At 46.4% G+C, this 24708-nt stretch carries 28 protein-coding genes and 1 tRNA gene; 7 read left to right on the top strand and 22 right to left on the bottom strand.

The features are described from left to right. Positions 1–3: 3 nt before the first annotated feature. The 7 genes from H6626_04535 to tilS form a co-directional block, all read right to left on the bottom strand. The gene (locus tag H6626_04535; protein ID USN48362.1) at positions 4–1512 is read right to left on the bottom strand and encodes an NAD(P)H-hydrate dehydratase; all 1509 of its coding nucleotides are present in this window, start codon (positions 1510–1512) and stop codon (positions 4–6) included. Positions 1513–1527: 15 nt separating this feature from the next. Continuing rightward, positions 1528–2970, bottom strand: coding sequence for a phosphoglucosamine mutase (locus tag H6626_04540; GenBank protein ID USN48363.1), 1443 nt, complete (start codon positions 2968–2970; stop codon positions 1528–1530). Beyond that, a complete protein-coding gene (locus H6626_04545) occupies positions 2963–3148 on the bottom strand; it encodes a hypothetical protein (GenBank protein USN48364.1) in 186 nt (61 codons plus the stop codon). The genes H6626_04540 and H6626_04545 overlap by 8 nt, the downstream gene beginning before the upstream one ends. Then, positions 3145–3897: a TIGR00159 family protein gene (locus H6626_04550; GenBank protein ID USN48953.1), complete on the bottom strand. Its 753-nt coding sequence runs from the start codon at positions 3895–3897 to the stop codon at positions 3145–3147. The genes H6626_04545 and H6626_04550 overlap by 4 nt, the downstream gene beginning before the upstream one ends. Before the next feature lie 64 nt (positions 3898–3961). Next, positions 3962–5947 carry an ATP-dependent metallopeptidase FtsH/Yme1/Tma family protein gene (locus tag H6626_04555; protein USN48365.1) on the bottom strand — a complete coding sequence of 662 codons (1986 nt, stop codon included), beginning with the start codon at positions 5945–5947 and terminating at the stop codon, positions 3962–3964. 98 nt (positions 5948–6045) lie between these two features. Continuing rightward, complete coding sequence (locus tag H6626_04560; GenBank protein ID USN48366.1) at positions 6046–6405, bottom strand: hypothetical protein; 360 nt, start codon at positions 6403–6405, stop codon at positions 6046–6048. Positions 6406–6442: 37 nt separating this feature from the next. Beyond that, positions 6443–7054: a tRNA lysidine(34) synthetase TilS gene (tilS, locus tag H6626_04565; protein ID USN48367.1), complete on the bottom strand. Its 612-nt coding sequence runs from the start codon at positions 7052–7054 to the stop codon at positions 6443–6445. Between the two features lie 274 nt (positions 7055–7328). Here tilS and H6626_04570 point away from each other — a divergent pair, with 274 nt between their 5' ends. Then, positions 7329–7904: a hypothetical protein gene (locus tag H6626_04570; GenBank protein ID USN48368.1), complete on the top strand. Its 576-nt coding sequence runs from the start codon at positions 7329–7331 to the stop codon at positions 7902–7904. A gap of 319 nt (positions 7905–8223) precedes the next feature. Here H6626_04570 and H6626_04575 read toward each other — a convergent pair whose 3' ends face one another. Next, the gene (locus tag H6626_04575) at positions 8224–8652 is read right to left on the bottom strand and encodes an SRPBCC family protein (GenBank protein USN48369.1); all 429 of its coding nucleotides are present in this window, start codon (positions 8650–8652) and stop codon (positions 8224–8226) included. Positions 8653–8689: 37 nt separating this feature from the next. Next, positions 8690–9373, bottom strand: coding sequence for a hypothetical protein (locus H6626_04580; protein USN48370.1), 684 nt, complete (start codon positions 9371–9373; stop codon positions 8690–8692). Positions 9374–9472: 99 nt separating this feature from the next. On the opposite strand from H6626_04580, the gene H6626_04585 reads away from it, so the two are divergent. Next, positions 9473–9919 carry an NUDIX hydrolase gene (locus H6626_04585; protein USN48371.1) on the top strand — a complete coding sequence of 149 codons (447 nt, stop codon included), beginning with the start codon at positions 9473–9475 and terminating at the stop codon, positions 9917–9919. A gap of 103 nt (positions 9920–10022) precedes the next feature. Here the strand turns inward: H6626_04585 and H6626_04590 are convergent, their stop codons facing one another. Genes H6626_04590 through H6626_04605 form a run of 4 tightly spaced genes read right to left on the bottom strand, consistent with a single transcriptional unit; the run spans position 10023 to position 13394 of the window. Continuing rightward, positions 10023–11378 (bottom strand): OmpA family protein, encoded by a 1356-nt coding sequence (locus H6626_04590; GenBank protein ID USN48372.1) that lies wholly within the window; start codon positions 11376–11378, stop codon positions 10023–10025. 24 nt (positions 11379–11402) lie between these two features. Beyond that, a complete protein-coding gene (locus H6626_04595; protein ID USN48373.1) occupies positions 11403–11696 on the bottom strand; it encodes a hypothetical protein in 294 nt (97 codons plus the stop codon). A gap of 18 nt (positions 11697–11714) precedes the next feature. After that, a complete protein-coding gene (glpX, locus tag H6626_04600; protein USN48374.1) occupies positions 11715–12680 on the bottom strand; it encodes a class II fructose-bisphosphatase in 966 nt (321 codons plus the stop codon). Positions 12681–12713: 33 nt separating this feature from the next. Continuing rightward, positions 12714–13394, bottom strand: coding sequence for a hypothetical protein (locus H6626_04605; protein USN48375.1), 681 nt, complete (start codon positions 13392–13394; stop codon positions 12714–12716). A 157-nt stretch (positions 13395–13551) separates the two neighbouring features. Between H6626_04605 and pgsA the strand changes: the two genes are divergently transcribed. The 4 genes from pgsA to H6626_04625 all read left to right on the top strand — a co-directional run bounded on the left by pgsA (position 13552) and on the right by H6626_04625 (position 16859). Further along, on the top strand, positions 13552–14088 hold the full coding sequence (gene pgsA, locus H6626_04610) for a CDP-diacylglycerol--glycerol-3-phosphate 3-phosphatidyltransferase (GenBank protein ID USN48954.1): 537 nt from the start codon (positions 13552–13554) through the stop codon (positions 14086–14088). Positions 14089–14100: 12 nt separating this feature from the next. Then, positions 14101–15273, top strand: a complete 1173-nt coding sequence (locus H6626_04615) for a hypothetical protein (protein USN48376.1) — start codon at positions 14101–14103, stop codon at positions 15271–15273. After that, positions 15270–16697 carry a PQQ-like beta-propeller repeat protein gene (locus H6626_04620; protein USN48377.1) on the top strand — a complete coding sequence of 476 codons (1428 nt, stop codon included), beginning with the start codon at positions 15270–15272 and terminating at the stop codon, positions 16695–16697. The genes H6626_04615 and H6626_04620 overlap by 4 nt, the downstream gene beginning before the upstream one ends. Before the next feature lie 85 nt (positions 16698–16782). Beyond that, positions 16783–16859 (top strand) — tRNA-Gly (locus H6626_04625). Between the two features lie 58 nt (positions 16860–16917). Here the strand turns inward: H6626_04625 and H6626_04630 are convergent. From H6626_04630 to H6626_04645, 4 genes are all read right to left on the bottom strand, one after another. Then, entirely contained in the window at positions 16918–17385 is a 468-nt protein-coding gene (locus H6626_04630; protein USN48378.1) for a nucleotidyl transferase AbiEii/AbiGii toxin family protein, read from the bottom strand. A gap of 56 nt (positions 17386–17441) precedes the next feature. Further along, positions 17442–17741, bottom strand: coding sequence for a nucleotidyl transferase AbiEii/AbiGii toxin family protein (locus H6626_04635; GenBank protein USN48379.1), 300 nt, complete (start codon positions 17739–17741; stop codon positions 17442–17444). Continuing rightward, positions 17738–18529, bottom strand: a complete 792-nt coding sequence (locus H6626_04640) for a type IV toxin-antitoxin system AbiEi family antitoxin (GenBank protein USN48380.1) — start codon at positions 18527–18529, stop codon at positions 17738–17740. Before H6626_04640 ends, H6626_04635 begins: the two co-directional genes overlap by 4 nt. A gap of 504 nt (positions 18530–19033) precedes the next feature. Beyond that, on the bottom strand, positions 19034–20095 hold the full coding sequence (locus tag H6626_04645) for a DDE-type integrase/transposase/recombinase (protein ID USN48381.1): 1062 nt from the start codon (positions 20093–20095) through the stop codon (positions 19034–19036). Between the two features lie 412 nt (positions 20096–20507). Here H6626_04645 and H6626_04650 point away from each other — a divergent pair, with 412 nt between their 5' ends. Then, positions 20508–21431 carry a hypothetical protein gene (locus H6626_04650; GenBank protein USN48382.1) on the top strand — a complete coding sequence of 308 codons (924 nt, stop codon included), beginning with the start codon at positions 20508–20510 and terminating at the stop codon, positions 21429–21431. A 1016-nt stretch (positions 21432–22447) separates the two neighbouring features. Here H6626_04650 and H6626_04655 read toward each other — a convergent pair. The 5 genes from H6626_04655 to H6626_04675 form a co-directional block, all read right to left on the bottom strand. After that, the gene (locus tag H6626_04655; protein ID USN48383.1) at positions 22448–22813 is read right to left on the bottom strand and encodes a hypothetical protein; all 366 of its coding nucleotides are present in this window, start codon (positions 22811–22813) and stop codon (positions 22448–22450) included. Positions 22814–23296: 483 nt separating this feature from the next. Continuing rightward, entirely contained in the window at positions 23297–23509 is a 213-nt protein-coding gene (locus H6626_04660) for a hypothetical protein (GenBank protein ID USN48384.1), read from the bottom strand. 27 nt (positions 23510–23536) lie between these two features. Next, complete coding sequence (locus H6626_04665; GenBank protein USN48385.1) at positions 23537–23896, bottom strand: hypothetical protein; 360 nt, start codon at positions 23894–23896, stop codon at positions 23537–23539. Positions 23897–23906: 10 nt separating this feature from the next. Then, entirely contained in the window at positions 23907–24152 is a 246-nt protein-coding gene (locus tag H6626_04670) for a hypothetical protein (protein USN48386.1), read from the bottom strand. 126 nt (positions 24153–24278) lie between these two features. Beyond that, complete coding sequence (locus H6626_04675; GenBank protein ID USN48387.1) at positions 24279–24524, bottom strand: hypothetical protein; 246 nt, start codon at positions 24522–24524, stop codon at positions 24279–24281. Positions 24525–24708: the final 184 nt, after the last annotated feature.

Genomic DNA, 24708 nt, shown 5'->3' on the forward strand with positions numbered 1-24708 from the left:
TACCTAAATCAGTGTTCCGTCAACCATTCGACCCATCAAGAGGGGAAGTTGGTCTCGTAAATCAGAAGCCGTCAATGCGGCCTGATGCTTACCCACTCTCACCCACTCATCGGCCATTCGACCGTGCAAATAGGTGGCTGTAGCCGTTCCCTGAACGGGCTCTAACCCCTGCGCCAATAGGCCCCCGATCATACCTGTAAGCACGTCTCCGGTTCCGGCTGTGGCCAACGCCGCATTACCAGCCGTGATCACCATGTAACGATCTTGATAAGCTAAAATACTTCTATATCCCTTTAACAATACATGGGCGCCACTTTTTTTATGTCCTAGCAACGCCGCATGGTAACGATCTTTTTCAATTTCAGAAGTCTCCATGCCAATAACTCGGGCCAATTCACCAGCATGAGGCGTCAACACCCAAGACTCCGGAAGTGGGAACAAGTTGAAATTCACACAAGCCGTGATCGCATCGGCATCCAAAACCACCTGAGCTTTTGACTGCTTTAACCATTTAATGACTTTGGCCGTCTCCTCATTGATGCCCAACCCTGGCCCCACAGCCACAGCTTGGAAGTGATTACTTTTAACCAACTCTTCACTAATGACGTCTGTGAGTATTTCAGGGGCATCAACGATCTGCCGATGGGGGGAATCAAAACTCGCCCAAGTCACAAGACCGGCACCCACGCGATAAGCCGCTCCGGCTGCTAGTACGCCGGCTCCCCAATGCCCCTCTGAGCCAGCCAACACCAACAACCGACCGTGATCCGTTTTGTTAGACCGCTCACCGTAGCGGGGTAAATATCGTCTGGCTAATTTTTCGGTAAATGCAAAATGAGAAGTGGCCACACCTCTTAAACACTCAAAAGGATATCCGATGGGTAACACCCGAAGGCGTCCCACGTTGTGCGGTCCATCGGCCGTAAAAAATCCCGGCCTGGCTAAACCAAAAGCCAATGTCATATCGGCCTTCGCGACGGCCCCCAACACCACACCGCGGTCACAATCCAAACCCGACGGCGCATCTAATGCCACAAGCGGAGCCCGCACAGAGTTCATTAGGTCTACTAACTGCAACCACTCGCCTTCTAAGGGACGCGACAATCCAATGCCAAAAAGAGCATCTATAAGTAGCGATGAACTTTTGATCTGCTCTAGTTTTTCAGGACTCGCTTGCACATCCACCACGCGCAACCCGTGCAGCTCCGCCCGATGCAGTTGCACTTTAAATAACTCAGAGCGCTGCCCCTCAGGAGCCAAGACAAAGGCTACCACATCTCGATGCCCTGCCGAGTGCAGGTGCCTTGCCAGCACCAAACCATCGCCTCCGTTGTTTCCAGGTCCACATACTATACTGGTGAGGCCCCTTTGCAGTTCGGGGTAGAAAGATTGGTCGATTTCACGCGCCGCCAGTGCACCTGCGGACTCCATTAGAACCTCGCCGCTTAAACCATAAACCTCCATGGCCATTCGATCCACTTCGCGACACTGGCTCACCGTGGCTAATCGCATGCAAAACTCCCCTATCTAATCCGCTAAATGTTTTTGCAGAAAAGAGGCAATCTCTTCAGCATATTGGCTGATCAATCGTTTATCAGGCCCCTCGACGAGCACGCGGACCACGGGTTCTGTACCTGAAAATCGAACAAACACGCGGCCAGCCCCGGCTAGTTTATTTTCAACATCAACAATCAGTTGGTTATATCCGGGCAAGTCGCTCAATTCACGCCGATGACCCACACGCGTATTGATCAATACTTGGGGCAAATCGACCATCAGCTCATTGAGCTCAGCCAATGTTTTATTTTCAGCTTGCATCACAGCAAGCACATTAAGTGCGGCCACACATCCATCACCCGTCGTGCTGTGTTCTAAAAATATAATGTGACCCGATTGCTCTCCGCCCAGCACATAACCATTTCGGCGCATTTCATCCACAACATACTTATCACCCACAGAGGTTCGCACCACTTTCACGCCATATTGTTTGAGAAGATTATCCAAGCCAATGTTGCTCATTTGCGTGGCGACGATTGTCTCTTTTGGCAATTTGTTTTTCTTCGCCAAATGAATCGCAGCAATAGCTAGGATATGATCTCCATTCACGAGATGACCTTTGTTATCCACCATAATCACTCGGTCTGCATCACCATCAAGACTGATGCCCACATCGGCCCGATATTTTAATACAGCCTGGGCCGTTTTATCTGGGTATAGCGCTCCAGTTTTATCATTGATATTGAAACCATTGGGATCATTGCCCAGAACGATCACTTCAGCACCCAATTCTTCAAAAATAGCTGGAGCCACTCGATAAGCACTGCCATTTGCGCAATCCAAAACAATTCTCAAACCATCAAGACTCAAATTTAGGGGAAACGCATTTTTGGCATACACAATGTATCGACCAGCCGCATCTTCTATTCGGCGACTGCGACCAATCTCATCTGGATCAGCCAGCATACCATTGAGATCCACTTCAAACACAAGCCGCTCAATTTCACGCTCCATCTCATCTGGAATTTTAAAACCATCAGGTCCAAATATCTTAATGCCGTTGTCATAATAAGCATTATGGGATGCGGAAATCACAATCCCTGCATCAGCTCGCATATTTTGCGCAACAAACCCAATTCCCGGCGTGGGCAGTGGACCGGTCAGCTGCACGCGCACTCCCATGGAGTTGAGGCCGCTGGCCAATGCCTGCTCAATCATATAGCCCGACAATCGAGTGTCTTTACCAATCAGCACCGTACGAGCCCCACCACCTCGACGACTGGGGTTTTGTCGCAAAAGGTATCCCATGGCCTGGCCGACCTTTACCACCACCTCGGGTGTCATGGGGAAACGGCCCGATGTCCCGCGAATACCATCGGTACCAAAAAGCCTCGGACGTTGTCCGGTGGTAGGTTTATTGGGGACCAACGAATTAGATGTCTTTTTCTTTGAATTACTTTTTGACTCACTCATGCTCTACACTCTCTGTTTGCGGCCCATGCAAGGGCACGCCGATGCTTTCAATAGTTCTCTCATTGATTCGACCGACCAACACGGCTAGCCAAACAATAAAAGCCAATACGAAGGCAATCAATTTATATTGCCAGCTCTCAAACAACCAATGCAACGCTCCCGTTTCTCTGGGTTTCATGAACTCCCCCGCGCCTCTGAGCCCGGCACCATGCCATAAATTTCGTAAAGAAAAGTGCGTAATCCACTATGGTCCAATTCCGTGCTGAGTTTTCCCGACTGAACCCCACTCACTGATTTATTTTCCTCACTCACCACTAATACGACAGCATCGGTCTCTTCTGTGAGACCAATAGCCGCTCGATGCCGGGTTCCTAAATTTTTATCCAAGGCTGGGTTTTTGCTTAACGGCAAAAAGTTGCCGGCTGATAGAATGCGGCCGTTACGCACGATCATCGCACCATCATGTAATGGACTTGCCGGATGAAACAAAGAATTGATCACTGGCGCTCGCACTTCCCCATCAATGGTGGTTCCTGGCTCCACGAAATAATCTAAGGCAATTTCCCGCTCGATCACAATCAAAGCCCCCCAACCCTTCTGAGCCAATTGAATGGACCCTTGCGCCAGTTCCTCTATGACATGAGAGGCTTGAATAGAGGTTTGCCCCCCCATAAACGGTCGACTGCCTATTTGTGCCAACGCCCGCCGGATCTCGCCTTGAAACAAAATAACGGCAACAAGAAAGAGGTTTGAAAAAAACATCTCAAGTATAAGATGAAGTGTGTGGAGTTCAAGCCAACCACTGAGTTTGAATCCCAATGCCAAGACCGCAATCCCCGTGAGGATTTGTATCGCTCCTGAATGCCGAATCAGCAGCAAAACCCGGTAAAACACCAGCCACACCAAAAACAAGTCCAACACGTCCATTAAATGTAACGTTCGACCGATGGTCTCTAGCTGCTCAAACCAAGTTTCTAGCCCCAATGTTTCCCTATGCTGTTATTGGCCCTGGATTTCCCATGGGGTCTCGTCCCCCTTGTGGGTCTTCTTTCTTAGATTTTTCAAGTCGCTCTTGTTGTTCTGCTTTTTCAGCGGCTTCTTTTTGCTCAGCAGCCATCTTTTCTTTAAGGTGGCCCCGTCGCTTTGACATTTCCTCTAGACTCATACCTTCAATAAGAGAATTTACTTCTTCGCCGTCAATGGTTTCATGCTCCAGCAAAGCTTTTGCCAAGTTATGAAGCACATCTACATTTTCCCGAAGAATTTGCTTGGCCTTTTCATGACCCTCTGTCACCAATCGATAAACCTCTTTGTCGATTTCCTCAGCCTTTGAATCCGAATACTCTTTGGACTGGCTTGATTGCATGCCTAAAAAGACCGGTCCTTCTCGACGCTCAAGGGCTAGTGGTCCGATTTTCTCACTCATACCCCACTCGCAAACCATGCTTCGTGCCAAGTCAGTGGCCCGCTCAATATCGTTACCCGCACCTGTGGTGTAATCTTCAAATATAATTTCCTCAGCTGCTCTCCCCCCAAACAAAAACGCAATGGTATTTGTCGCCTTGCTTTTCGTCAGATTGAGAGTGTCTTCTTTCGGAAGTGTCTGAGTCACACCCAACGCCATGCCACGGGGTATGATAGATACCTTGTGAATGGGATCCATGCCCGGAAGCTTCTTGCCCACCAGTGTGTGGCCCGCTTCATGATAGGCGGTGATACGCTTATCTTCCTCGCTAATGACCATTGATCGGCGTTCTGAACCCATCAAGACCTTGTCTTTGGCTTTTTCGAAGTCATGCATGGTCACTTTATGTTTATCTTCACGGGCGGCAATCAAGGCCGCTTCATTCACTAGATTTTCAAGATCGGCACCACTAAACCCAGGTGTCCCGCGAGCCACTTTTTCAAGATCAACATCAGAAGCCAAAGGTGTTTTTCTCACATGCACACCGAGAATCTTCTCGCGCCCGACAAGATCTGGCTTATTCACCACGACTCGTCGATCAAAACGGCCTGGTCGCAACAACGCCGGGTCAAGGACATCAGGGCGGTTTGTCGCCGCAATGAGGATCACACCTTCATTACTTTCAAAACCATCCATTTCTACAAGAAGCTGATTCAGTGTTTGTTCGCGTTCATCGTGGCCACCGCCCATACCCGCACCACGGTGTCTTCCCACAGCGTCGATTTCATCGATAAAAATCAAACAGGGTGCATTCTTTTTTCCTTGCTCGAACAAATCTCGCACTCGGCTTGCACCCACGCCCACAAACATTTCTACGAAGTCGGATCCAGAGATTGTGAAAAAGGGAACATTGGCTTCACCAGCCACCGCGCGAGCCAACAATGTTTTACCTGTTCCTGGGGGCCCCACCAACAACACACCCTTGGGAATTCGTCCACCTAAGCGGGTGAACTTTTTAGGTTCCTTTAGGAACTGAACGATTTCTGCAAGCTCTTCTTTTGCCTCTTCCACACCGGCAACATCTTTAAAAGTCACTTTGTTTTTGTTTTCGGTGAGTAGTCGCGCTCGACTTTTGCCAAAACTCATTGCCTTCCCACCACCAGCCTGCAATTGACGGAACAAGAAAATAAACAAACCGAAAATTAAAATAAGGGGCAGCCAATTTAAAAACACGGAGGTCAAAAGCGAGTTATCAGCTCTTTCATAATTGGGAATGTATCCGTTATCTTTTAAAAGCTTGTACCCACCATCGGTTTCGGTATTCCCAACAATTTGAAAGCGTTTACCGCGGTAGCCTTCCAAGAACGGCGCATCAATTTCGCCAAGAATCTCACCATCGCGAAAGACAATGCTGCCTTCTTTGATTTCTTTATTCTTAACCGCTTGCTCAAACTTTGAGTAATTGAAGTCACGGATTATTTCACGGTTTTGCACTTCATACATTTGATACAAAAGCACAATGACCACGGCAAATATAGCCCACATAGCTAGAGTTTTCTGTGATGTTCGCATATTGACCTTCCCTTTTAAAGTGGCCGTATCTTAGGCCTCTTTAGAATAACACGGCCGCCGAAATGAGCTCAAACTTGTTGTCATTAACTGTACTGGACTCAACGCTGTATAGGCGTGACTGTCACTGTTGTTGGACTCACTTTCCAACTATATTTAAGTAGTGAAAATGTGAAGTCTTTCTGACTTTTGTCAAGGCGCTTTAAAACTTCTTCGATATGGCTTTGCGAGTAATTTTTCATCCCCTGTTGACGCATGAATCGAGCCAATAGCCGTTTTTGCCCACTCACACTCAATTCTAGGTAGAACTGGCGACTGAAACTCGGTCCTGAAAAAACACCCTCTGCCCATGACTCCTCAGCGTTCGGCCCCGCCTCAGACAGTGCTTGCAAGGATTGTCCGAGGCGTTGCACAGCCCCTGGTTGTCGACTCTCCAATTCAGGTAACCATTTATGACGCATCCAGTTGCGAAGGGGCTCCAAATTTTTTCATTTGAGATCATCCAACCCTTAAACCCTGAACGGCGTACTCAAAAGAGTTCCTGGATAATGTCAGTAGAGGTCTTAAAATTTTCCCATCGTAATTCACCATGGCCTGAACCCCTTGCGGACCCACACCGCGAATCAGTCGCATCATACGGGTTTCTAATAAGTCATCCGCATGATGAGCTAAGGTCAGCAGGGGATTTCCTGAAGGGGGCGCCTTTTTCATCGCTTCCTCAAACACTTTAAAACGAATCTCCCGCAGCTCCCCTTCCGCCCGCAGGGGGGCTTCAGGTATTAAAGTCCAAGTACCAGGTGGTTGAAAATTACTATGAAATGGGACTTGATACTCTTTACAGAGAGACTTCACAAAATCATAACTGCCACGCCGGAACTCTTCTTGAGTAGCTGACCCCCTCCCGTGGTGCACGTGAATAACAGCCATCTGACAATCTAAATATGGCACCAATCGATGCATAATATGCATCATCGCCACAGAGTCCAACCCACCGGAAACACCCAAAAACAGCGTTCTCTGAGAAAGCGCCAAAGGCATTAGTGATCTGAGAATAGAATACTCAAAGGCCTCTAGAGGTCTTTTTTCGTTATGACGAGCGCCGTGTTCCATGGGAGTTTTCCTATCACTCCCATGGAGGGAGATCAAAAGTTACCTCTCGCACCTGGCCCCTGGTCAGCCGACCAACAAAATTTGTCACACAAAGCCTATTGGCCCTCATCTCCAATTGGTTTGATCTGGGGTGAGTCAACTAGGCCAATCCATTGCAATACTCTAAAACAACATGTTTGTTTTTTTTAGATTTTTAATATCCCCCATCCCCCTAATTATCGGGCTGGCAGTAGTACTGCCGGCCCTCCCCCTTCTTTCCGCGCAAGGGGCCGTTATGAATAAATCTGACCTAATCAAAGACCTCACCCAAATTAAAACTCGGCACCTGGAACGACTTCACAATATTGAAAAAGAAATCACCTCAACCCTCGCTGCAACAGAAAACACAGCCCCGCCGGAGGCCAAGGTCTTTGACGATTCGCGCTCCGCTCAATTCGTCAACGCTCAAGTTCTAAACCTCAGGACGCTGCTCTTAGAAGAAAAATACCGCCTTCAATTTATCGATCAGCTTATTTTTCAATGCGACAGCCACTATGAGGGACAAGAGCTCTCTGGCTTTTTCCACATCACCCTTCAAAAGATGGCCAAGGTGAGTGCCACGGCAGAACAAGCTCAGGCCTGGAAATTTATCCATCAAACAGCAATGGCCATGAAAAGCCTCTCTGAACGGCGGGAAAATCCGCTTGAGTTTATTTCTGGATACCTCAATACATCGCCTTTTTTAGAGCCGGTAGAAATCAGCCAATACTTAAAACGCCGTGACTACACGAATGCCCATGAAAACTACACGGCTCAGACCATTTCAAAAGAACGAGTCGGCAACTCTGTGCGTGAGCCTCTATCCCAATAACGGGCGCCTCTTTTTTTGAATTAAAGAAAGATCTGAAAGGTCTCAAGAAAAGACAAAATCATTGAGACCATCAGCACAGCAGACATCAATCCCCAGGCGAGGATTCTGTAGTATCGCTCTATTTTCAAAGCTCGCTTTGAAAAATTCGGGACCGACACCAAAACAGCAGGCCGCACAACGGCGCGAGCCAGTTGATGACTACACAGACAAAATAAAATCACTGATGCCAATGAGAGCAGAAAAGAACCCATAACTCTATTTCGGCAAAACAGAGTCAATTCTTATGGTAGTAAAATAGAATCCCTACCCTAGTCCAGCCTTAACCGTAAAGTTCTGCCACTCGTTTGTGATAACTGCTCATCATATTGGGCAGGTTCACATTGACCAAGGCTTTGGCCACTGGACCTGGCACGAACAGATTAAATTTTGCCTCGACCGAATACGTGGCCCGACATTTTCCCGCTTCATCTTCCAGCTCCCAATACCCCTGCAGAGACTTAAATATATCGCCCGACTCAAATGACCAGCTGACTTTTTTGTTTACTTCTTCAGTCATAGCCAAACGGTACGAGAAATTTTTAATCATGGAAACATCATACTCTACTACTTTTTGACCGTTTTCTTCACCCACGACGCGGCACTGCTTCACCTCTGACAAAAACTCCGGATAATTCTCGTAATCTGTAATAATCGCATAAAATTGTTCCACCGTGCATGGGAACACCTCAGTGGTTTTTGCACTTGCCATTATGCCTCCTGTTTTTTCAAAAAAACTTTTTTCAATGCTACAACGCGCCCGCTGGCGGCTCCCCCGTTAATGCTTTTCGAAATTCATCATCTAAGAATTCAGCATCGCTTTTATAGTACTGAGAAAACTCTGTTAAGTAACCGCTTTCTTCATACCACTTTTGTTTTGTGGCCGGGGCGAGTTCATCCAACTCTGACTCAGCTTGATTGAGTTCATCCTGGAGTTGTTCTAATAACTTTGTTAACCTTTGAACGTAATTGAGGTTTACAAAATCAAATTCTCCGATCCGATCTAAATACACTTCTAGGGCAGAAAAATCGCGGTCATACCAATGATCCCATTGCCCCTCACAAGTGGGCCACGTATCAATAAATTGATAAAGAAATTCACTAAGTGCGTTTGCATGACTATCAATAGCCTCAACGGCCTCGGTCCATGCACGCAAAGACTCTCCCAGATTGGTTTTTCCCTTTAAAGTGTGGGGCCAGCCTCCCACCACCGTGGCCACCTGCAAAACATACTGAGCCACTACGGCATCCCCTTGCTTTTTTAATTCAGCATAGAGAGCGGGGACTTCCTCTATATTTTCGCAGTGCAACTCAGTCACCACTTCTGGCATTTGGGGCAGGGGTAAAATTTGAACCACAGGATCGGCATGGGCCACTGCCAGCCACAGCCCATAAAACACAACAGCTTGAAAAATTCGAATTGTACTTTTCAACTTATCCCCTCCCCGATCAAAGTGGAGTTACTCCGATAAAATAGCCGAGTCCAACGAATAAATCTACATCTTGAGGATTTCTTGCACTAGACTTAACCCATGAAGAATCGGTTCCGAGCCACGGCCATATGCATCGAAAAAGAAAGTTTACTTCTCGTTCGTTTACTTGATCATGTCAGTATGAACTATTTTTGGATCCCTCCAGGAGGCGAGATTCAGCCAGGCGAATCACCAGCCACTGCTGCTGCGCGAGAAACCTTTGAAGAAACTGGCTACCAAATAGAAGTGTATGAAAATATCCACGTACAAAAAAGCCACCCCTTTTTTTGGGAAGGCGAAGAGTATTTTTCAACGACCGACTACTTTTTTGCTAAATTGAAGAGTAATACTCCCGACGAAAAACAAATGGACCAACGAGAGCCTTATATTATCGAACACACTTGGTTTCCTATTGCCCAAGGCATAGGCACTCTCACTGTTCATCCTGACATTCGAAGTGCAGCCATTGAAATCTTAACGCAAGCCAAAGACAACGACTGCATCTAGCTTAAAAGCGGCAATAATTTGTCTACTAGAACACTGTCGCTCGTCAGAAAAAGCACCTTCTGCGGCGTTTATCAGGCAAATTATTGTCGCTTTCAGGCTCGCCCTATCGCTCAACGATAAATTCCACCCGACGGTTTTTAGCTCGCCCCTGCCAATTCGTATTGTCAGCTATGGGATGCTCTTCACCACGCCCCACGGCAAAGACTTTTTCTTTCGGAAGTCCAAAATCTTTGATCAAAACATTCCTTGCAGCCATAGCCCGGCGCTCACTTAAATCTTGGTTGTAAGCCGCGGGACCTGTAGAATCTGTATGCCCTTCAATAGTTAACTTTTTAAATACTGGTTCTTTCGATACGTATTCAGCCAGCTGCCCAAGCACCTTCGCAAATTCTGGTTTGACGTCGGCGGAGTCAAATTCAAACAACACATTGCGTGCCACAAAACGTTGTATTCCCAGCTGAGGTGTTTGATTGAATGCTGGTACTGCAGACCCAAAATACCCGTACTCAAGCTGACCTGCCTTGTCTTTGCGATAGAGTGTTGTCTCTTTTGATCGGACCAACATATCAGTGACCCAATTCAGACCGGCATAGATTCGCCAATCTGCAGTTGAGGATCCATGCAGCAACTCTGTTCCGCCACCGGCATGTAAGGCCAAGCTCTCATAGAGATCGTGTTTAATGCCGCCGACGAGTTCCACCGAGGAGAGCTCCCGATCCGAGGCGGTCGCCGATGACTGCGCCGGAAAACCGGCATACACCTCGGTGATAAACTTACTGCGCCAAGATTCAATCATACGACTCACAGCAAACGAAACAATGTACTGATCTTTAAACGGTTCGATTTCTGCCACCACAGACGTGCCGGGGTTTCGCATTCGATAGCCGGCATTTACGCCCACTGCATTTTGCCCCATGGTGGTGTCGTAAATGAGCTGCAAGTTATACGTGGGGCCAGCTCCTTGCCCAGCAAACGGGTTATCAATGATTTGATTAAAATTAACACCACCGGCTATGGCCACGCCGCCCGACTCGTCAGCTCCCCATAGACGATATTTACTATTAAGCCTCAACTCTGTAAGGCCCGTCTGGGCAATTTCTCCGCGAACCACGTCATTTTCATCTTTACTAGATTGCAACAACACCTGGGGGATACTTAAGCCAAAGTCCCAGCGGCCTAAGATTCCCACTCCCATGTTAAAGTCCATACCGGTCAAGCTATCTTGAAATCGGGTGCGCTCTTGGGTGGTGGTGTTTTCGTAGTTCGGCAACACGTTCACTGCGTAATTGAGAAATAGACCTAAATTGATCACGCCAGGCTCAAGAGTTTCAGAGGACTCCACCGTGACAAAATCAAGACCATTTGTTGTAGGATTGAAATTTTGAATGTCCGATCCCACCACATTGGCTTGGGCCCCGCTCGTCATAAGCAGCAAAGCCATTCCTATCCATCGTAACATTCTGTGCCCCCCTGGTTGCTTTCCTTAGTTGTTCTTCTTAAATAATGCCTCAGCCGCTGCCTTTAACTCATCTTGTTTATTTTTCCCTTGCTGATGGCCACCGGGTTCAAAATAATCGCAAAAATTAGCGCGCTCTTTTTCTCGAACCACATCAGCTGAAGGTTCTTTACATTCATTGTAAGAGCCCGTGTCGTAAAACCGACAGTTTTTGCACACATGCACGTCGGCCCCACAGCTGGCACACTCTTCTCTTCGACCCACCACACCGTCCACGGATATTTCAGCGCCGCAGTTAAAGCATTTAATTATATTCGCCATAGCAAGTTCTCCATCGACTTAGGAGTAAGAGGCCTTCACGTTAAAGTTATGTTCCGCCTCCACATGGCGAATGGTTCCGGTTTTTGAACGCATCACCACTGAGTGTGTGGACGCCCGGTTGTTCGGCAACGTCCTCACTCCTTTTAAAAGAGGCCCGTCTGTCACACCCGTCGCACAAAACATCACATCACCAGCCGCCAACTCGTCGAGCGAATAGATCCTATCAAAGTCTTCAATGCCCATTTTACGAGCCCGCTCCTTTTGATCATCCCTATGAAAAACCAATCGCCCCTGAAAATCACCGCCCAAACACTTAAGCGCTGCTGCGGTAATCACCCCTTCTGGTGCTCCGCCGATACCCAACAGCAAATCAATTCCAGAACCCTTCCAACAAGAGGCTATTCCCGCTGAGACATCGCCGTCTCCAATGAGTCGAATGCGCGCACCCAAGCGCCGAACCCGCTCGATCAGCTCTTCATGCCGAGGACGACGAAGGATAACAACCGTCACATCCTCCACCGGCTTATTTAGAGCCTCACTTACAATTCGAATATTCTCTTCCGGCGATTTATCTAGGCCGATCAAACCCTTTACCTGCGGCGGACCAGCAATCTTATCCATATACACATCAGGTGCATGCAAAAAGTTTCCTTTTTCAGCCACAGCAATCACCGATGTGGCACCGTCACTGCCCTCAGCACAAATGGTTGTTCCTTCAAGAGGGTCCAAGGCTATATCTATAGCCGGACAGTCCGCATTCTTTCGCCCCACCTTTTCGCCAATATACAACATGGGAGCTTCGTCGCGCTCGCCTTCTCCGATGACGACGGTCCCTTCAATATCTACAGAATCAAACGCTTTTCGCATCGCATCGACCGCGGCTTGATCAGCGGCTTTTTCATCGCCACGCCCCATAAATCGAGACGAGGCTAAGGCGGCCGCCTCAGTGATACGCACAAATTCTAGGGCCAAATTTCTATCCATGTTTTCCTCCAGAGATGAGTCACTCATCGCAAGCTAAGTGCTAGTGGCCTCTTTATAACGATCTTCAATATAGGAGCGCATTTTAATAGCCACTCTTTGTAGAACCACTTCCAATCCGAAACTCACAAAAAATTTAGGAACGGGCAACTCCTTATATCGATAATCAGCCACCAAAGATACTTCCGTATTCTTTCGACCCACCTCACTAAATCTGACGACCCCGGTCATTCCGGTAAAAACACCCCTACGAATGACAAAGCGAATATCACTCCCCTTTTCGCTTTCACGCAAATCCACTTGCAACCACATTTGTGCCTCATACCCCAACGCAGAAGTGACTAAGTGGAGCATGTTTCGGTGAGTGTCAAATTTGGCCACCTGGATGGTGGAGCTGACTTTTGGCAGGTCTTCGAAGTTTTTAGCCACGTTAAAGGCAAACCCGCGAGACGCACGAATATGCCCGGCCCCTTGCATCAATAATTTACTCGGATTTTTCATGTCTCCTAAATTTTCATCAGACTTGACGAGGACCACCACAGCTCTTTCGTCTTTGATTTTTCGGTAAACGTTTTTCTTCTGCTTCCAAAAGGGAGAAACTTCTGGCTCCACCGAAACAAAACTCGACGCCTGGGAGGCGGCCCGCTCAGGGAGTCCTTTCACATCGGCCACCTGCCGTTCTGCGGCAAACGATGGGCCGAAAAATGCTTGGGTCAACAGAGCGCCTGCAAGAGCTAATTTACGTCCGTGGCTTCTATGATTAATCGTGTGACTTCCTTGTTACGCACCCATATATTGATTGCTTAGATTTTCATACCGGCCCGCCAAGGAGTCAACTTTGCAAAACATCCCGCCATGGAAAAAGCAATTGCCCATGATTGCGACCTACGCTCGCATTTTAATGGCGCCGGTGCTTGTGGCGATTTTGATGTCGCCGCTGCCTCATGCCGGCCTGATTGCCGCAGTGATTTTTATACTCACATCAATCACTGATTGGCTTGACGGCTACTGGGCCCGTCTTTATCAAGCAGAAAGTGCCATGGGCAAATTCATGGACCCGATCGCCGATAAAATACTCGTGTTGACTGTGCTCATCTTGTTGCTTGATGCCCATAAAGTGGATCCCATTATGGTCATTTTATTGTTGGCGCGAGATATTTTTATTGGTGGGTTGCGCTCAGTGGCCGCCAGCAACAATGTGATTATTGCTGCAAAACCCTTTGGCAAATGGAAGACGGGATTTCAAATGGCCGCTATCCCCTGCTTACTTGTCTCGGACGAACTGTTTAAGGATCTCTCATTGCATGATATCGGCTATTACGGCCTATGGATCAGCGTCGTATTAAGTCTAATTTCGGGGGTGGAATACACATGGGGATACTACAAAAATCGACCAGCACTCAACAGGTGACCAGGCTCTAGTATGGAATTTGTAAAACGAAATCTTTGGGAGATTGAGCGGTCTTGGGCGCTTCGGTACTTGGGGGCGGTGCTCGCCATCAGCCATGTTATCTCTGGAGTGACGTGGATCTACACGTCGCCATCCATTTTTAGTTGGACCCGCGGGCCTCAAGTTTGTTGGAGCTTTTTTTCGGGCTGTATGCCTTTACAATATTTATTTCTGCCAGATGCGGCTCCTGTCCTTTGGATCTATATGGGGCTTGCTGTCCTGGCCACATTGGCGTTTTTATTTAACCGTGGCCTTACGTTGGCCTGGTGGATGAGCCTTATTAGTTTTTTACTTCTTGTGGTCTTCATCTTGGGCGACAAACGCCTGGCTAGCAACACTCACACGCTCTTGTTATTTCTAAACACGAGCTTTCTACTGTTCCCAAGTAAACCTCATCTTATGGGTGGTTTGATCGCAGCCTATTATGTGAGCGATGGTGTGTTGAAGTCCAATCTGGATTGGCTCAGCGGATATTGGTTTAAGGACGTTTATTCACTCTCTCATAAAGCTCTTGAGTGGATGGCTGCAGCCTTTGTCATGGCAGAAATCATTGCCGCCCCCATGATCATGTCTCGATCGGGACAAAGACTTTCCGGGGCCATCGTCACCCTGATTGTGGTGAATATGGTTCAATGGAGTATTGGAAAGCCCTTTGGGCCCTTGGTGCTTAACCTTCTCATTTTGTTTTTCATATTTTATTTCATTGAGCGACGCCGCTTTGAACGGGAAACTCTTTACCAGTCTTATGTGCGTCCGGAACCCACAAAAATATGGGTGCCCATTTGGATAGCTCTCTTTGTCGCCGCCCAATCCCTACCCCTATGGGGTTCATACAATAAATCCTTGCGCACCCCAGTGACAATGAATCAGCTCACCATACCGGCTGATTGCCAGCAGTATGGGTATGCCATTTTTGAAAATGGCATTCGGGCGCTGCCCGAAGATTTGTTTAGACCAGAAGGAGACACCTCCCATTGCAACGTTGACCTGCGCCTGCTACATGCCGGAAAGCTCTGCCAACAGCTAGAATCAGAACCTGGGTTTTCCACCCTGGCGACGGTGTTATTAAAACGCGGCTACTCGGAGGCTCAGTATTCTGTGATTTATACCAGTCAAGACGTGTGTCAAAAGCGGGAGGCCCTATGAACCCTCAACCTAGCCGCTTTGGAGTTCTGGTAACTATTTTTTATTTTGCTTACGCTGCAGGCATTGTAGCCTTTGTGTTTTCAAAAAACACCGTGCTTCTAAAAGACGAGGCGTTGTTTACTGAAATGCAGAATTACAAAGACACAACTCCGCAGGCGTGGAAAATCCCACACCGCGAATTTACCCAAAGCGAACCTCCTCCCCATGACCCCAGTGACACGGCCACTTTTGATCACCGCTATTATCGGGAAAATGCCACTATGTGGCCACAACCTCTAAAGGAAACACCCGTAGAGAAACAGTGGCTGTTCTCGTATCCCCACACGCTTTCACTTCTTGATGCTGGGCAAACCTTGCAGCTTGCAAACCTTGTGGGCGAACCTCTTTGGTACTTCAAAACCGCTGACGATTCAGAAAAGATACCGGGGCTTCCTGCGGTGGACTCGAAGCTCGTCATCGTCACAACAACTCAGGGAAGAATCTTTGCTCTTCAAAGGTGGAGTGGAGATGTGGTTTGGATGTTGCCCACCCCTTACGAATTTTTTGGACGCCCCCTCCTCAAAGGAGACACCCTTTTTGCCACGTCTTTTACCCCCGATAGCGGAGCTGATGAATTCTCTTTACTGGCCATTGATGCCGCATCCGGTGCCATTAAAATGGTTTCAAACAGCGTTAAACATGTGCTGAACACCAGCATTGCTGGCAATAAAAAAGGCGACGTCATTGTTGCGGGGACAAAAACCGGGCAAGTTGTAGCGTTGAACGGAAACAATGGCGATGTGCTGTGGGCCTTCAATGCCGAGTCGAAGGGCGTTGGTGACCTCTTAGTCTACGACGGCTTGGTGGTTTTTGCCGACGACTCCGGACAAAGCTATGGGCTAAACCTTTCCACTGGAGAGTTGCGCTGGACATACACGCTTAAATCGGGAACCCAATCTCCATTTGTGGTCATCCCCGAAAGCACCAAAGGAGCCATTCGCACGGATTCGGGTTACTTGCAGGTCATCGATCTAAAAACAGGAGATGGGCACTGGAGATACAACACCAACGACCCCCGCCCTGAGCAAGTGCCACTGCTTGTACCGCTGAGCAAATCCTCAGCCGCCAAGTTTAAAATGCTACCTCAACAAAAGGGCTGGTCTTTATGGAGCCCCTGCTCTGAAAACCGAATTTGCATTAATAACCCTGAAACGGGCCAGCTGCTCTGGCGCATTCGCCTAAAGGGCGAAATCGCCTCGCATTTACATATGGACCCGGTGAACGCCCTTATCTATGCCTTGGTGAAAGACGAAGAAAGCACACCACCGGGAGCACTCTCCATGGCCGCTTACACCAAATACGAAGCGCCAAAGCCCGTCTCACCACAACCAAAATCGGAAACCCAAACAAAGGATCCCTTTGAAATTGATGAAGAATTTGACTGATGGCGTTGCGCAAAAACTAAGTGGGCGATTCGTTGACAACCCATCAGGCGCCCTTTAAAACGATGGGCTCTTGTGTTCAAAGACTGCGGGTGTAGCTCAGCTGGCTAGAGCGCAACCTTGCCAAGGTTGAGGCCGTGGGTTCGAATCCCATCACCCGCTCCATTAATTTCTTTGGCTCTTCTGGCTCTTCTCTCACTTAATTGTTGGTAACCCCAAAAAACTAATTATTATTTCCTTTCCACGGGTCACCATTTAATAGGGGCATAAACTTTTCGTTTAAGAGTTTAAAACCTGTTTCCATATCGTACAGATGACCCTGGCGAAGTAGTGGTTTTATGTCATTTAAGAATGGAGTTGAAGATTTCTTTAAATGTAAATTCTCTTCGAACTGTGCCCTGGAAATAGTTAAATCTTGTTTCGATATGTATTCACCAAAACATTTTATTATTTTTTCTGGATCTACGTTTAATGTGGCGTGAGCAATATCCAGGTCGAAGAGATCACGGCCTTTCTTACGCTGGTACAGTGCGCGTAGTTTTGTCCCGAGAAGTTCGTTTACATCAAATGTTTTAATTTTAGTTTTTCCATAAAACCAAGGGTTTTCAACTTCAAAATCATGCTCTTTGATGCCAAGTATATTGAAATGCTCTTGTGTGCTGATTTCTACTTTCAATTTAAGCTTTTGCACTGGCGGTATCTCTGATTCAAAGTTAAAGCGTAAAATTATCCTTGTAGGTTTTGTATCTACTTGTGGCTTCCCAAGCCAAGGAGATAGAGTGGAGTGGAGCGCAGTGCATCTATTATTGGTCCGTAGTCTTGATCTTCGGTAACTACAAAGTCAATGTCCTCTGAATAGCGACTCTTATCATCAATAAAAAGCTTATGAAGTGCAGTGCCGCCTCTAAAAGCCAGTTGTTGATTTAAAAAGTCCTGATTAAATATTTCAACCAGTGCTCTGGAGATAACAAGGTCTTGCTCAACCTGCGCATCGCTTGGCCAGGGCACAACACTTCTCCAGCTGATGATATGTGCCTGTGGGATCATACGTCGGCCTCCACTACTTCATTAACTTTAATTTTCCATTTTTCATTCATTTTGCCATCTTTTTGTTTTGAGTAGATTGCAAGTGGTATGAACTGTGGCTCTCGTCTTTCTACTTCTTCGTGTATAAAGCGAGTGAGTTCATCCTCTCCGCTATAGGTGTCAATGAGATATCCTAATCTCTGCAATACAGTGGTTTCAAAATGCTTTGAAACTGAGCCTAATTTCCTGGCTCGCAAATCTTTTGAAATTTCAATTATGGTATTTACAACATTGTCTAAATACCCAGATTTTTCGACATATTTTACTAGGTCACAAACAGTGACTTCTTTGGTCGATACATTCATGAAGCCAGTTTTGGTTTTTATTTTTTCTGTAGGAATGTCTGAAATATTCTTCTTGGAGGAAAACAAAATTCTTATTCCATTTAGCTCTATATTTCTGAGGGGGCCTTTGGTGATAACTTGAAACTCCATGGGCTGTTGGTGAGCGGCCCCATGAATTGCTGCTGCTGATAGGCAGCCCACATAGTAAGTCTTATTCAAATGATTCATCAGTTGGTCAATATAGTGCTCAGGTGGGAGGGGGCGGTCTTTATATTCTGGGGGTACAATGGCATAAAATTCCTTTTTAGGGCTTAATAGCATCCCCTTTTTAGAAAGCTCCCTCAGGGCTGCTTGGAAGCTAGAATTACTCATCTGACAGGCTTTTAGCGCCTCAGATCGAATAAAATGAGACCTTCCATTTTTTTGTAAATCAGAAATGTAGTTTTCAAGGTTTATTTTAGACATTTTAGCTAGTTACACTCCAACTTGTGAAATATCCTGTTTTCATTAGTATATAGTATTCATATATTAATGCAAATTAAATATTTTACTCTAATCTATGTTCATGCTAAACGTCTCAGCATGAGGCGTTTAGCATGAGGGCTTATAATCGAGGAAACCGTATTTTAAATACGGACGAAGCTCCAACTTCAGTATCCTCTCCGTGAGCAATAAGCACGGCCGCCGTGCATTTTACGGAGTAAAATGCACACCCACACAATGTTTTTGTTTAAAGGGCCACAACTTAAGCCTGTTCACATGGCCGTGACCCGATTCAGGCGCCCTCTCCTATGCGCTGACGCACTCAATATTGAGACCAAAATACGATACTGTTGCAACGGTGCGCTTCACCTCTTCTTTTTCTCATTTTGATTCAATCACTGCCTAAAAAATTCGCTCACTGACAAAATCAACCGAAGCCTAAAATTTCTGACCGAAATGTAGACTGCGGTTGATGGTGTCAGTGACTTAGGCTGCCTTCATGGTTGTCTCACTTTGGGTATCGGCAGCCAATAATTTTTCTTTAGCCCCGGGTTTTAGCACTTGAGGGTACTGCAAGAGGTACTCGTTAGCAGACTTCCATCCGAGAGCTTTTCGGAGCCGCCAAGAGTTTTTCCATTGGCAATACTGTTCGAGGTATTCATTAAGCTGTTCGATGTTTTGCGGTCTTGCTCGATGGAACAACTCTTCATCGTCCATGCGGTGTGAACGCTCTACAAGCCCGTTAAGCTCTTTTTCTCCTGGAGGTATGAGTCTGTGCCTGATGCCGTGTTCATCGCATAGTTCATCCAAAATATGCGGCAAAGGATCGTCGATTCGTGAGACAAATTTATTCGTAAATTCCACGCCATTGTCTGTCTGAGTGCTGGTTATCCAAAAAGGCACTGCTCTTAGTAGTTCAATCATAAAGCGTTCAGTCTCCCAGTGACCATAACCTTCATAGGCCCTCTTAAACTCCCACCTCGATGCGTGATCAACGAAGTTATAGACGTAACACTTCTTGCCGTTTTCAAGGAGCGTTGTTTGCCAATTAACATCGATCTGCGTGTGCACTCCTGGCAACTCTACCTTCACAACGGTGGTGTGGCTAGACGCCGGCTTTGCACGCCTCTTAGAGCCCACAAGGCCCGCGTTCTTCAAAAACCGATGGATACGATACAGTGACAGCTCCACTCCAAGGTAACGTTTGAGGTGGGCTTGTATCACCTCAGCGCCCCAACCACAGAGTTTGCGCCATCGCCTGATGTGATAAGCCGTCCAGCCAGTGATGTCCTGTGCTTGTCGCCCTGGTGCCTTTCTTGGCGTTAGTTTTCTGTGTCCACCCTCGAGGTAACTCTTTCTCCAGCGATAAACAGTACGGCCAGATTTACCGATTTCCAGACCCACAAGTTCATAGTCTAAGTCCGAAAGGTTGCCAGAATGTTCCCTTTTAGCTAGCTCTATCAACGCAAGTAGTCTCAAAGTGAGAATCTTATCTTTTTTTCGAAATTTCTTGGCTTCTCTTCGCAGTTTATCTAAATTAAGACGCATTGCTAACTCCTTGTTCTTCTTGGTGTTTCTTAATTTGAGACTTTAAATTTCACCAAGAAGACTTGGAGTTTTTCAAGTAAAATCAACGTTTCCCGCCATTTCACTGACAAAATCAACCGAAGCCTAAAATTTCTGACCGAAAGGCCTAAAGATCTTAGCGCTTCTGCCGATAAAGAAAAGTAAACCATTAGCCTTTAAAGCGGAGAGTGTTATGTACGTACCTTTTCAATTCTTATCTTTCATAACAGGGTTTGGCCTCTTGCTCTTTCTAAATATGGGACTCACTGCCTGCAAACTTGGAGAAACAGCCGTTTCAGGGAAATTTAACCCAGACTCATCAAATCCATTGCCAGCCCCCCCTCCGACTCCACCAGTTGAATCAACTCCACTATGTATCATTGCCACAGCCCCAATGATTAACACTACCCTCAATGCAAGTGGTTCATCTGGACAAAGTATTTATGTCAGCGACTCTCATGCCTACTTTGGCACCACTGGAGTTACAACTGGAGTGCAAATCATTGATGTCAGCATGCCAGGCACCCCTGTCAACAAGGGTTATATTGCAACCAACACAGGTCCAGGACAAATTGATCCCTCAGGCAATGATATCCTAGACATCTTTGTAGACAACTCGACTCTCTTTGCAAGTACCTATTCGGGAGGGCTCTTGGTCGCAGATGCTAGTGACCCCCTAACGCCTACCGTTCTCGGAACATTAAATCTTTCCGGCGAAACCTGGTCAGTTGCTGCAAGGGGCCAGTACGCTTATGTTGGCAGTAGTAGTGCCGGCCTCTATGTAATTGATATATCTAATCCCAGTGCCCCTACCATTACAAACACCTTAGGTGGCGCCAACCTGAGACATATTCAAATAGATGGCGATACAATCATCGGAGCCTCAGCCACAGAACTCTTTGTAATCAGTATTTCAGATCCAGTGAACCCAGCTGTTCTTGGCAGCCTCACCGTGCCCAATATTTCAGCCTACGAGATCTATTCCACCAATGGATACTTGTATGGCATTGACAAGGTTATAAAAGTGCTGAACACCTATGATATTTCAGACCCCGGCAATATCACTATCGTGCATACCACTTCGCCCGGCACTTACGATTATCGCTCTATCGATGGCTTCGCAGAAAAACTATTTATTGGTACGGGATCTGGAACCGGTGGCGAGGTACTGACCTTTGATATATCTGATCCTGCCCAACCTTCTCCACTTACGACAACGACCTTGAGTAACAGGTCTTATGAAATTCACTTCTCTGAGGGTTACGTTTTTTCTGCAAACAATGATGGCAATATGGAAATTGTTGAGGTTTGTCCGTGATTTATGGACTCAAAAAAAGATACTAGGTGGAAAAAAGTATTTCACGCTACAGTTCTTCCAGTGCTTCTCTCGAAGTTTACTGAATTCAATGTATTTAGCGGGCACGAAATTATGTTTTTATTGCAAACAAAAATTACCGGCAGAAAACGTTTCAAAATGGGAAGTCACCCTTTTGCATAGAAATTTACTCGCTCGACCTGCGTTTCAAACAAAGAGATCCTTTGAGGCTCTAACTCTGGCCTTTTTTCTATTCAACCCCAGTTTTGGCAGTCAATCTTATGTCACACAACATGCTATGGTGCCGACGGGAGACAGTGAAATAAAGCGGTGCTGAATTAAGAAAGGAGAAAGTGCCCTCTCCAGCACGAGAGTCGGCGAGCCTCGGGGCCATCGGTAGATTTCAAGGACTTGAGACGTATATTAACGAGCACTAGGGTTTAAAACGAAGGACGGCCACATGCTGCAGCTGTACAGCTTCGCATGCCGTGTCCCAGAAGTCCCTAGCTGAACGCTCCCGCCAGCAGAGTTGAGAGCTGCTGCTATGATAAAAAACCAAGAGTAAAAGTGTTAAGTCCCGCATCAGATAAGTCGGGCCGAAGTAGCTCATGGCAACCTAGGGTTTGGCAATTTCAGCGAGTAAATTTCTAAACGGACCGGTTTTTTTCAATCTGCAAAGGGGAGAATAACTCTTTTTTTTAACGACGTTTCAAACTCATGACAGTTATCGGAAATATGTTTCTGAAAATGGATCTGAGGAATTTCACTATGCACCTCTAGTGACTGGCTCTGCCTATTGCAAAGCAAATAAACTTCTCATTCAGTGGACGATCACTACGACGAGCAGTGACAATGGTGAACTTGATGTCGATCGTATTTTAACAACAATATCTGTCGTAAAGTAATCCTTCAGAGGAAGGCGCACGGAAAAAGAATGTTACTGAGTGGAAATTCTGATTTGTGGTCCAAATTGATTTATGGATTTACTCATCTAATTCAGTAGTGGCAGATTTCCAGCTTCAATCTAGCTTCTGGGCCCTTGTTACACAGCCAATTTCCCCTGGAATAACAATGTACATAGTTCGCGCTCTTCGGTCATTCAAAACGATCTCGAGCCTAACCGTACCACTTTTATTCATTGAAAAATGGGTGATCGTATTGGGTAAATCTAATCTATCAGGGATACTATCTGACAAACATTGAGAAACACTCTTGCCAAAATCGTCGATACTGCAAAACTGATCTTTCAACACATGCGTGTATTCTGAGGGACAATCAAACCTCATGGTCGCATTTTGAGACACCAGATTAAGACTAGACAGCTCCACCGCCCACGCGGCACTCGAAAAACTGACGAGTGCGTAAAAAATCAAAGCTATTTTCACAAAAACCCCCTTGCTTAAAGGCTACCAAAAAAAAACACACCTGGGCTGCCTATTGCACGGTCAAAGCACCAAAAACAAGCAGAAATTGGCAAACCATTGCAAAAAAACATCTGGAACCCGCTTTAATCTTTATAGAAAATCATTTTTTGAAATATTTTCTGAACAGATAAACTGTACCTTATTGACTCTACAGAAATACTTAATTGGGTACAAATCAGTCACGTGGACAAGGATAAATCGGGAAAGATCATCACGAAAAAAATGGTCTACCAAAATCATTTCATCGAAAATTATTCGGCGGCACCTAATGTTTTGCTCATTTCTTTCAGTTCATAACCGCAGAAAAAAGAGTGGCAAAAGCTCGATTGTAGAAAAAAAATATGTCTATTTAGTTTTAAGAAATAAATCTATTTACCACTAAATCGAAATCAATTGAATAAAAAAAAGGGTGTCCACGATCAGGCACCCTTTTATCAATATCAATTACTCGTCGCTGCCAGAGTCAGATTCGCTGCTGTCAGAGTCGTAGTCACTGCTTGAGTCACTGTCATAGTCTGAGCTTGAATCAGAATCGTGTGAATCCATAGTGCTATGATCAGAGTCACTGTGTGACTTATCTTTGTGATCGCCGGCATTTGCCAAGCCCATCATTGATACAAAGGCAATTGTGGCGACTAAAATTTTTGATAATTTCATGATTCCCTCCTTAGTTGGGATCGTTAATTAGTTTGCTTTAGTTTTTTGATTTTTCTTTGTCTGTTGCTTATGAGCCTTCTTCGCTTTGGCCTTGGCTTTTTTCTGAGCTTTTTTAGCCGTTTTAGCGTTGTTGGCGACCTTAGCTTTTGCCTTCGGGGCCGCTGCCTTCTTAGCCTTAGCCGGTGCAGGAGCCGCTTTTTTCACTTCAGCCTTCGCCTTAGGTGCTTCAGCCGGAGCCGCTTCTTTCTTCATTTCTGCAGGCTCGTCATTCATATCTTCCATCATCACTTCATCGCCGCCAAAATCGTCGGCAAAGTCTTCGCCGTCTTGCGCCCACGATGGAGTTCCGCCCAGAATCAATGCTGTTAGTAAAAGGTATTTTATCATCTCATTCCCCCTATGGTTTTATGTGTGCTTCAAAACGAAAAACTTTAAAATACTTGTCGTCATCAACTTCATAGATCGTGCCGAATAAAACCATGGTCCTTTGAACATGGTCATACAGCTGCCGGCTCACATCATTGTCTTCAAGGGTGAAGTCAATCTCGCCCGGTGTACACACCTGCAGTTGCGTCGGATTACCCGCCTCATCCCAATCGCAGGGACTAATAATTCCGGCCACCCTCGTTAAACCTTGAACCATACCCTCTCTCTCAAGTGTTACCCCTTCTCTAAGGGCAATTTCTGCGCCAGCTCCAAACGAAATTCGAAGGATCTGGAGACAAAAAACAGGAACCAAAAGTTCTTAAGAGAACCCCCTGTTCCTCCTCTAAAGAATGCAATAGGACTCCACCGTCACCATTAACCCAAAGCACTCAAAACTCACTTCACCATTAATTCGCACTTTTTGCCCCGCCGCTCGCAACAAGGCTTCACCCTTTGGATTGTCCGCCACCAATAGCTTCATGCCATTGTTCAAAACCAGCTCAACAGCCAGGACTGAGCCATCAAGGTCATGGGCGGCCACTTCAAGTTTGCCTGTGAGTTCTTGCTGACCAGCTGCTAAATTGGACATGATTTCGATATTCCCCACCTCAGCTATCGACCTACAGCGTTAAAAAAACTAGCGATGTAACCCGTCGTATTGTCATATGAATTGCAAACAACGTTCCCAAGTGAAAACGCAGTAGAATCCATTTGGCGCACCCTATCGGAACTACCAGATCTTGTTTCTAAAATGCTGTTTTTGCTATCTGGGC

Source organism: Pseudobdellovibrionaceae bacterium, from assembly GCA_023898385.1.
GTDB lineage: Bacteria > Bdellovibrionota > Bdellovibrionia > Bdellovibrionales > UBA1609.

Coding starts and splice junctions, on each gene's coding strand:
- H6626_04535 (USN48362.1), bottom strand. CDS start 1,512: ATGCGATTAGCCACGGTGAGCCAGTGTCGCGAAGTGGATCGAATGGCC.
- H6626_04540 (USN48363.1), bottom strand. CDS start 2,970: ATGAGTGAGTCAAAAAGTAATTCAAAGAAAAAGACATCTAATTCGTTG.
- H6626_04545 (USN48364.1), bottom strand. CDS start 3,148: ATGAAACCCAGAGAAACGGGAGCGTTGCATTGGTTGTTTGAGAGCTGG.
- H6626_04550 (USN48953.1), bottom strand. CDS start 3,897: ATGGACGTGTTGGACTTGTTTTTGGTGTGGCTGGTGTTTTACCGGGTT.
- H6626_04555 (USN48365.1), bottom strand. CDS start 5,947: ATGCGAACATCACAGAAAACTCTAGCTATGTGGGCTATATTTGCCGTG.
- H6626_04560 (USN48366.1), bottom strand. CDS start 6,405: ATGCGTCATAAATGGTTACCTGAATTGGAGAGTCGACAACCAGGGGCT.
- tilS (USN48367.1), bottom strand. CDS start 7,054: ATGGAACACGGCGCTCGTCATAACGAAAAAAGACCTCTAGAGGCCTTT.
- H6626_04570 (USN48368.1), top strand. CDS start 7,329: ATGAATAAATCTGACCTAATCAAAGACCTCACCCAAATTAAAACTCGG.
- H6626_04575 (USN48369.1), bottom strand. CDS start 8,652: ATGGCAAGTGCAAAAACCACTGAGGTGTTCCCATGCACGGTGGAACAA.
- H6626_04585 (USN48371.1), top strand. CDS start 9,473: ATGAAGAATCGGTTCCGAGCCACGGCCATATGCATCGAAAAAGAAAGT.
- H6626_04590 (USN48372.1), bottom strand. CDS start 11,378: ATGTTACGATGGATAGGAATGGCTTTGCTGCTTATGACGAGCGGGGCC.
- H6626_04595 (USN48373.1), bottom strand. CDS start 11,696: ATGGCGAATATAATTAAATGCTTTAACTGCGGCGCTGAAATATCCGTG.
- glpX (USN48374.1), bottom strand. CDS start 12,680: ATGGATAGAAATTTGGCCCTAGAATTTGTGCGTATCACTGAGGCGGCC.
- pgsA (USN48954.1), top strand. CDS start 13,552: ATGATTGCGACCTACGCTCGCATTTTAATGGCGCCGGTGCTTGTGGCG.
- H6626_04615 (USN48376.1), top strand. CDS start 14,101: ATGGAATTTGTAAAACGAAATCTTTGGGAGATTGAGCGGTCTTGGGCG.
- H6626_04620 (USN48377.1), top strand. CDS start 15,270: ATGAACCCTCAACCTAGCCGCTTTGGAGTTCTGGTAACTATTTTTTAT.
- H6626_04635 (USN48379.1), bottom strand. CDS start 17,741: ATGATCCCACAGGCACATATCATCAGCTGGAGAAGTGTTGTGCCCTGG.
- H6626_04640 (USN48380.1), bottom strand. CDS start 18,529: ATGTCTAAAATAAACCTTGAAAACTACATTTCTGATTTACAAAAAAAT.
- H6626_04645 (USN48381.1), bottom strand. CDS start 20,095: ATGCGTCTTAATTTAGATAAACTGCGAAGAGAAGCCAAGAAATTTCGA.
- H6626_04650 (USN48382.1), top strand. CDS start 20,508: ATGATTAACACTACCCTCAATGCAAGTGGTTCATCTGGACAAAGTATT.
- H6626_04660 (USN48384.1), bottom strand. CDS start 23,509: ATGAAATTATCAAAAATTTTAGTCGCCACAATTGCCTTTGTATCAATG.
- H6626_04665 (USN48385.1), bottom strand. CDS start 23,896: ATGATAAAATACCTTTTACTAACAGCATTGATTCTGGGCGGAACTCCA.
- H6626_04670 (USN48386.1), bottom strand. CDS start 24,152: ATGGTTCAAGGTTTAACGAGGGTGGCCGGAATTATTAGTCCCTGCGAT.
- H6626_04675 (USN48387.1), bottom strand. CDS start 24,524: ATGTCCAATTTAGCAGCTGGTCAGCAAGAACTCACAGGCAAACTTGAA.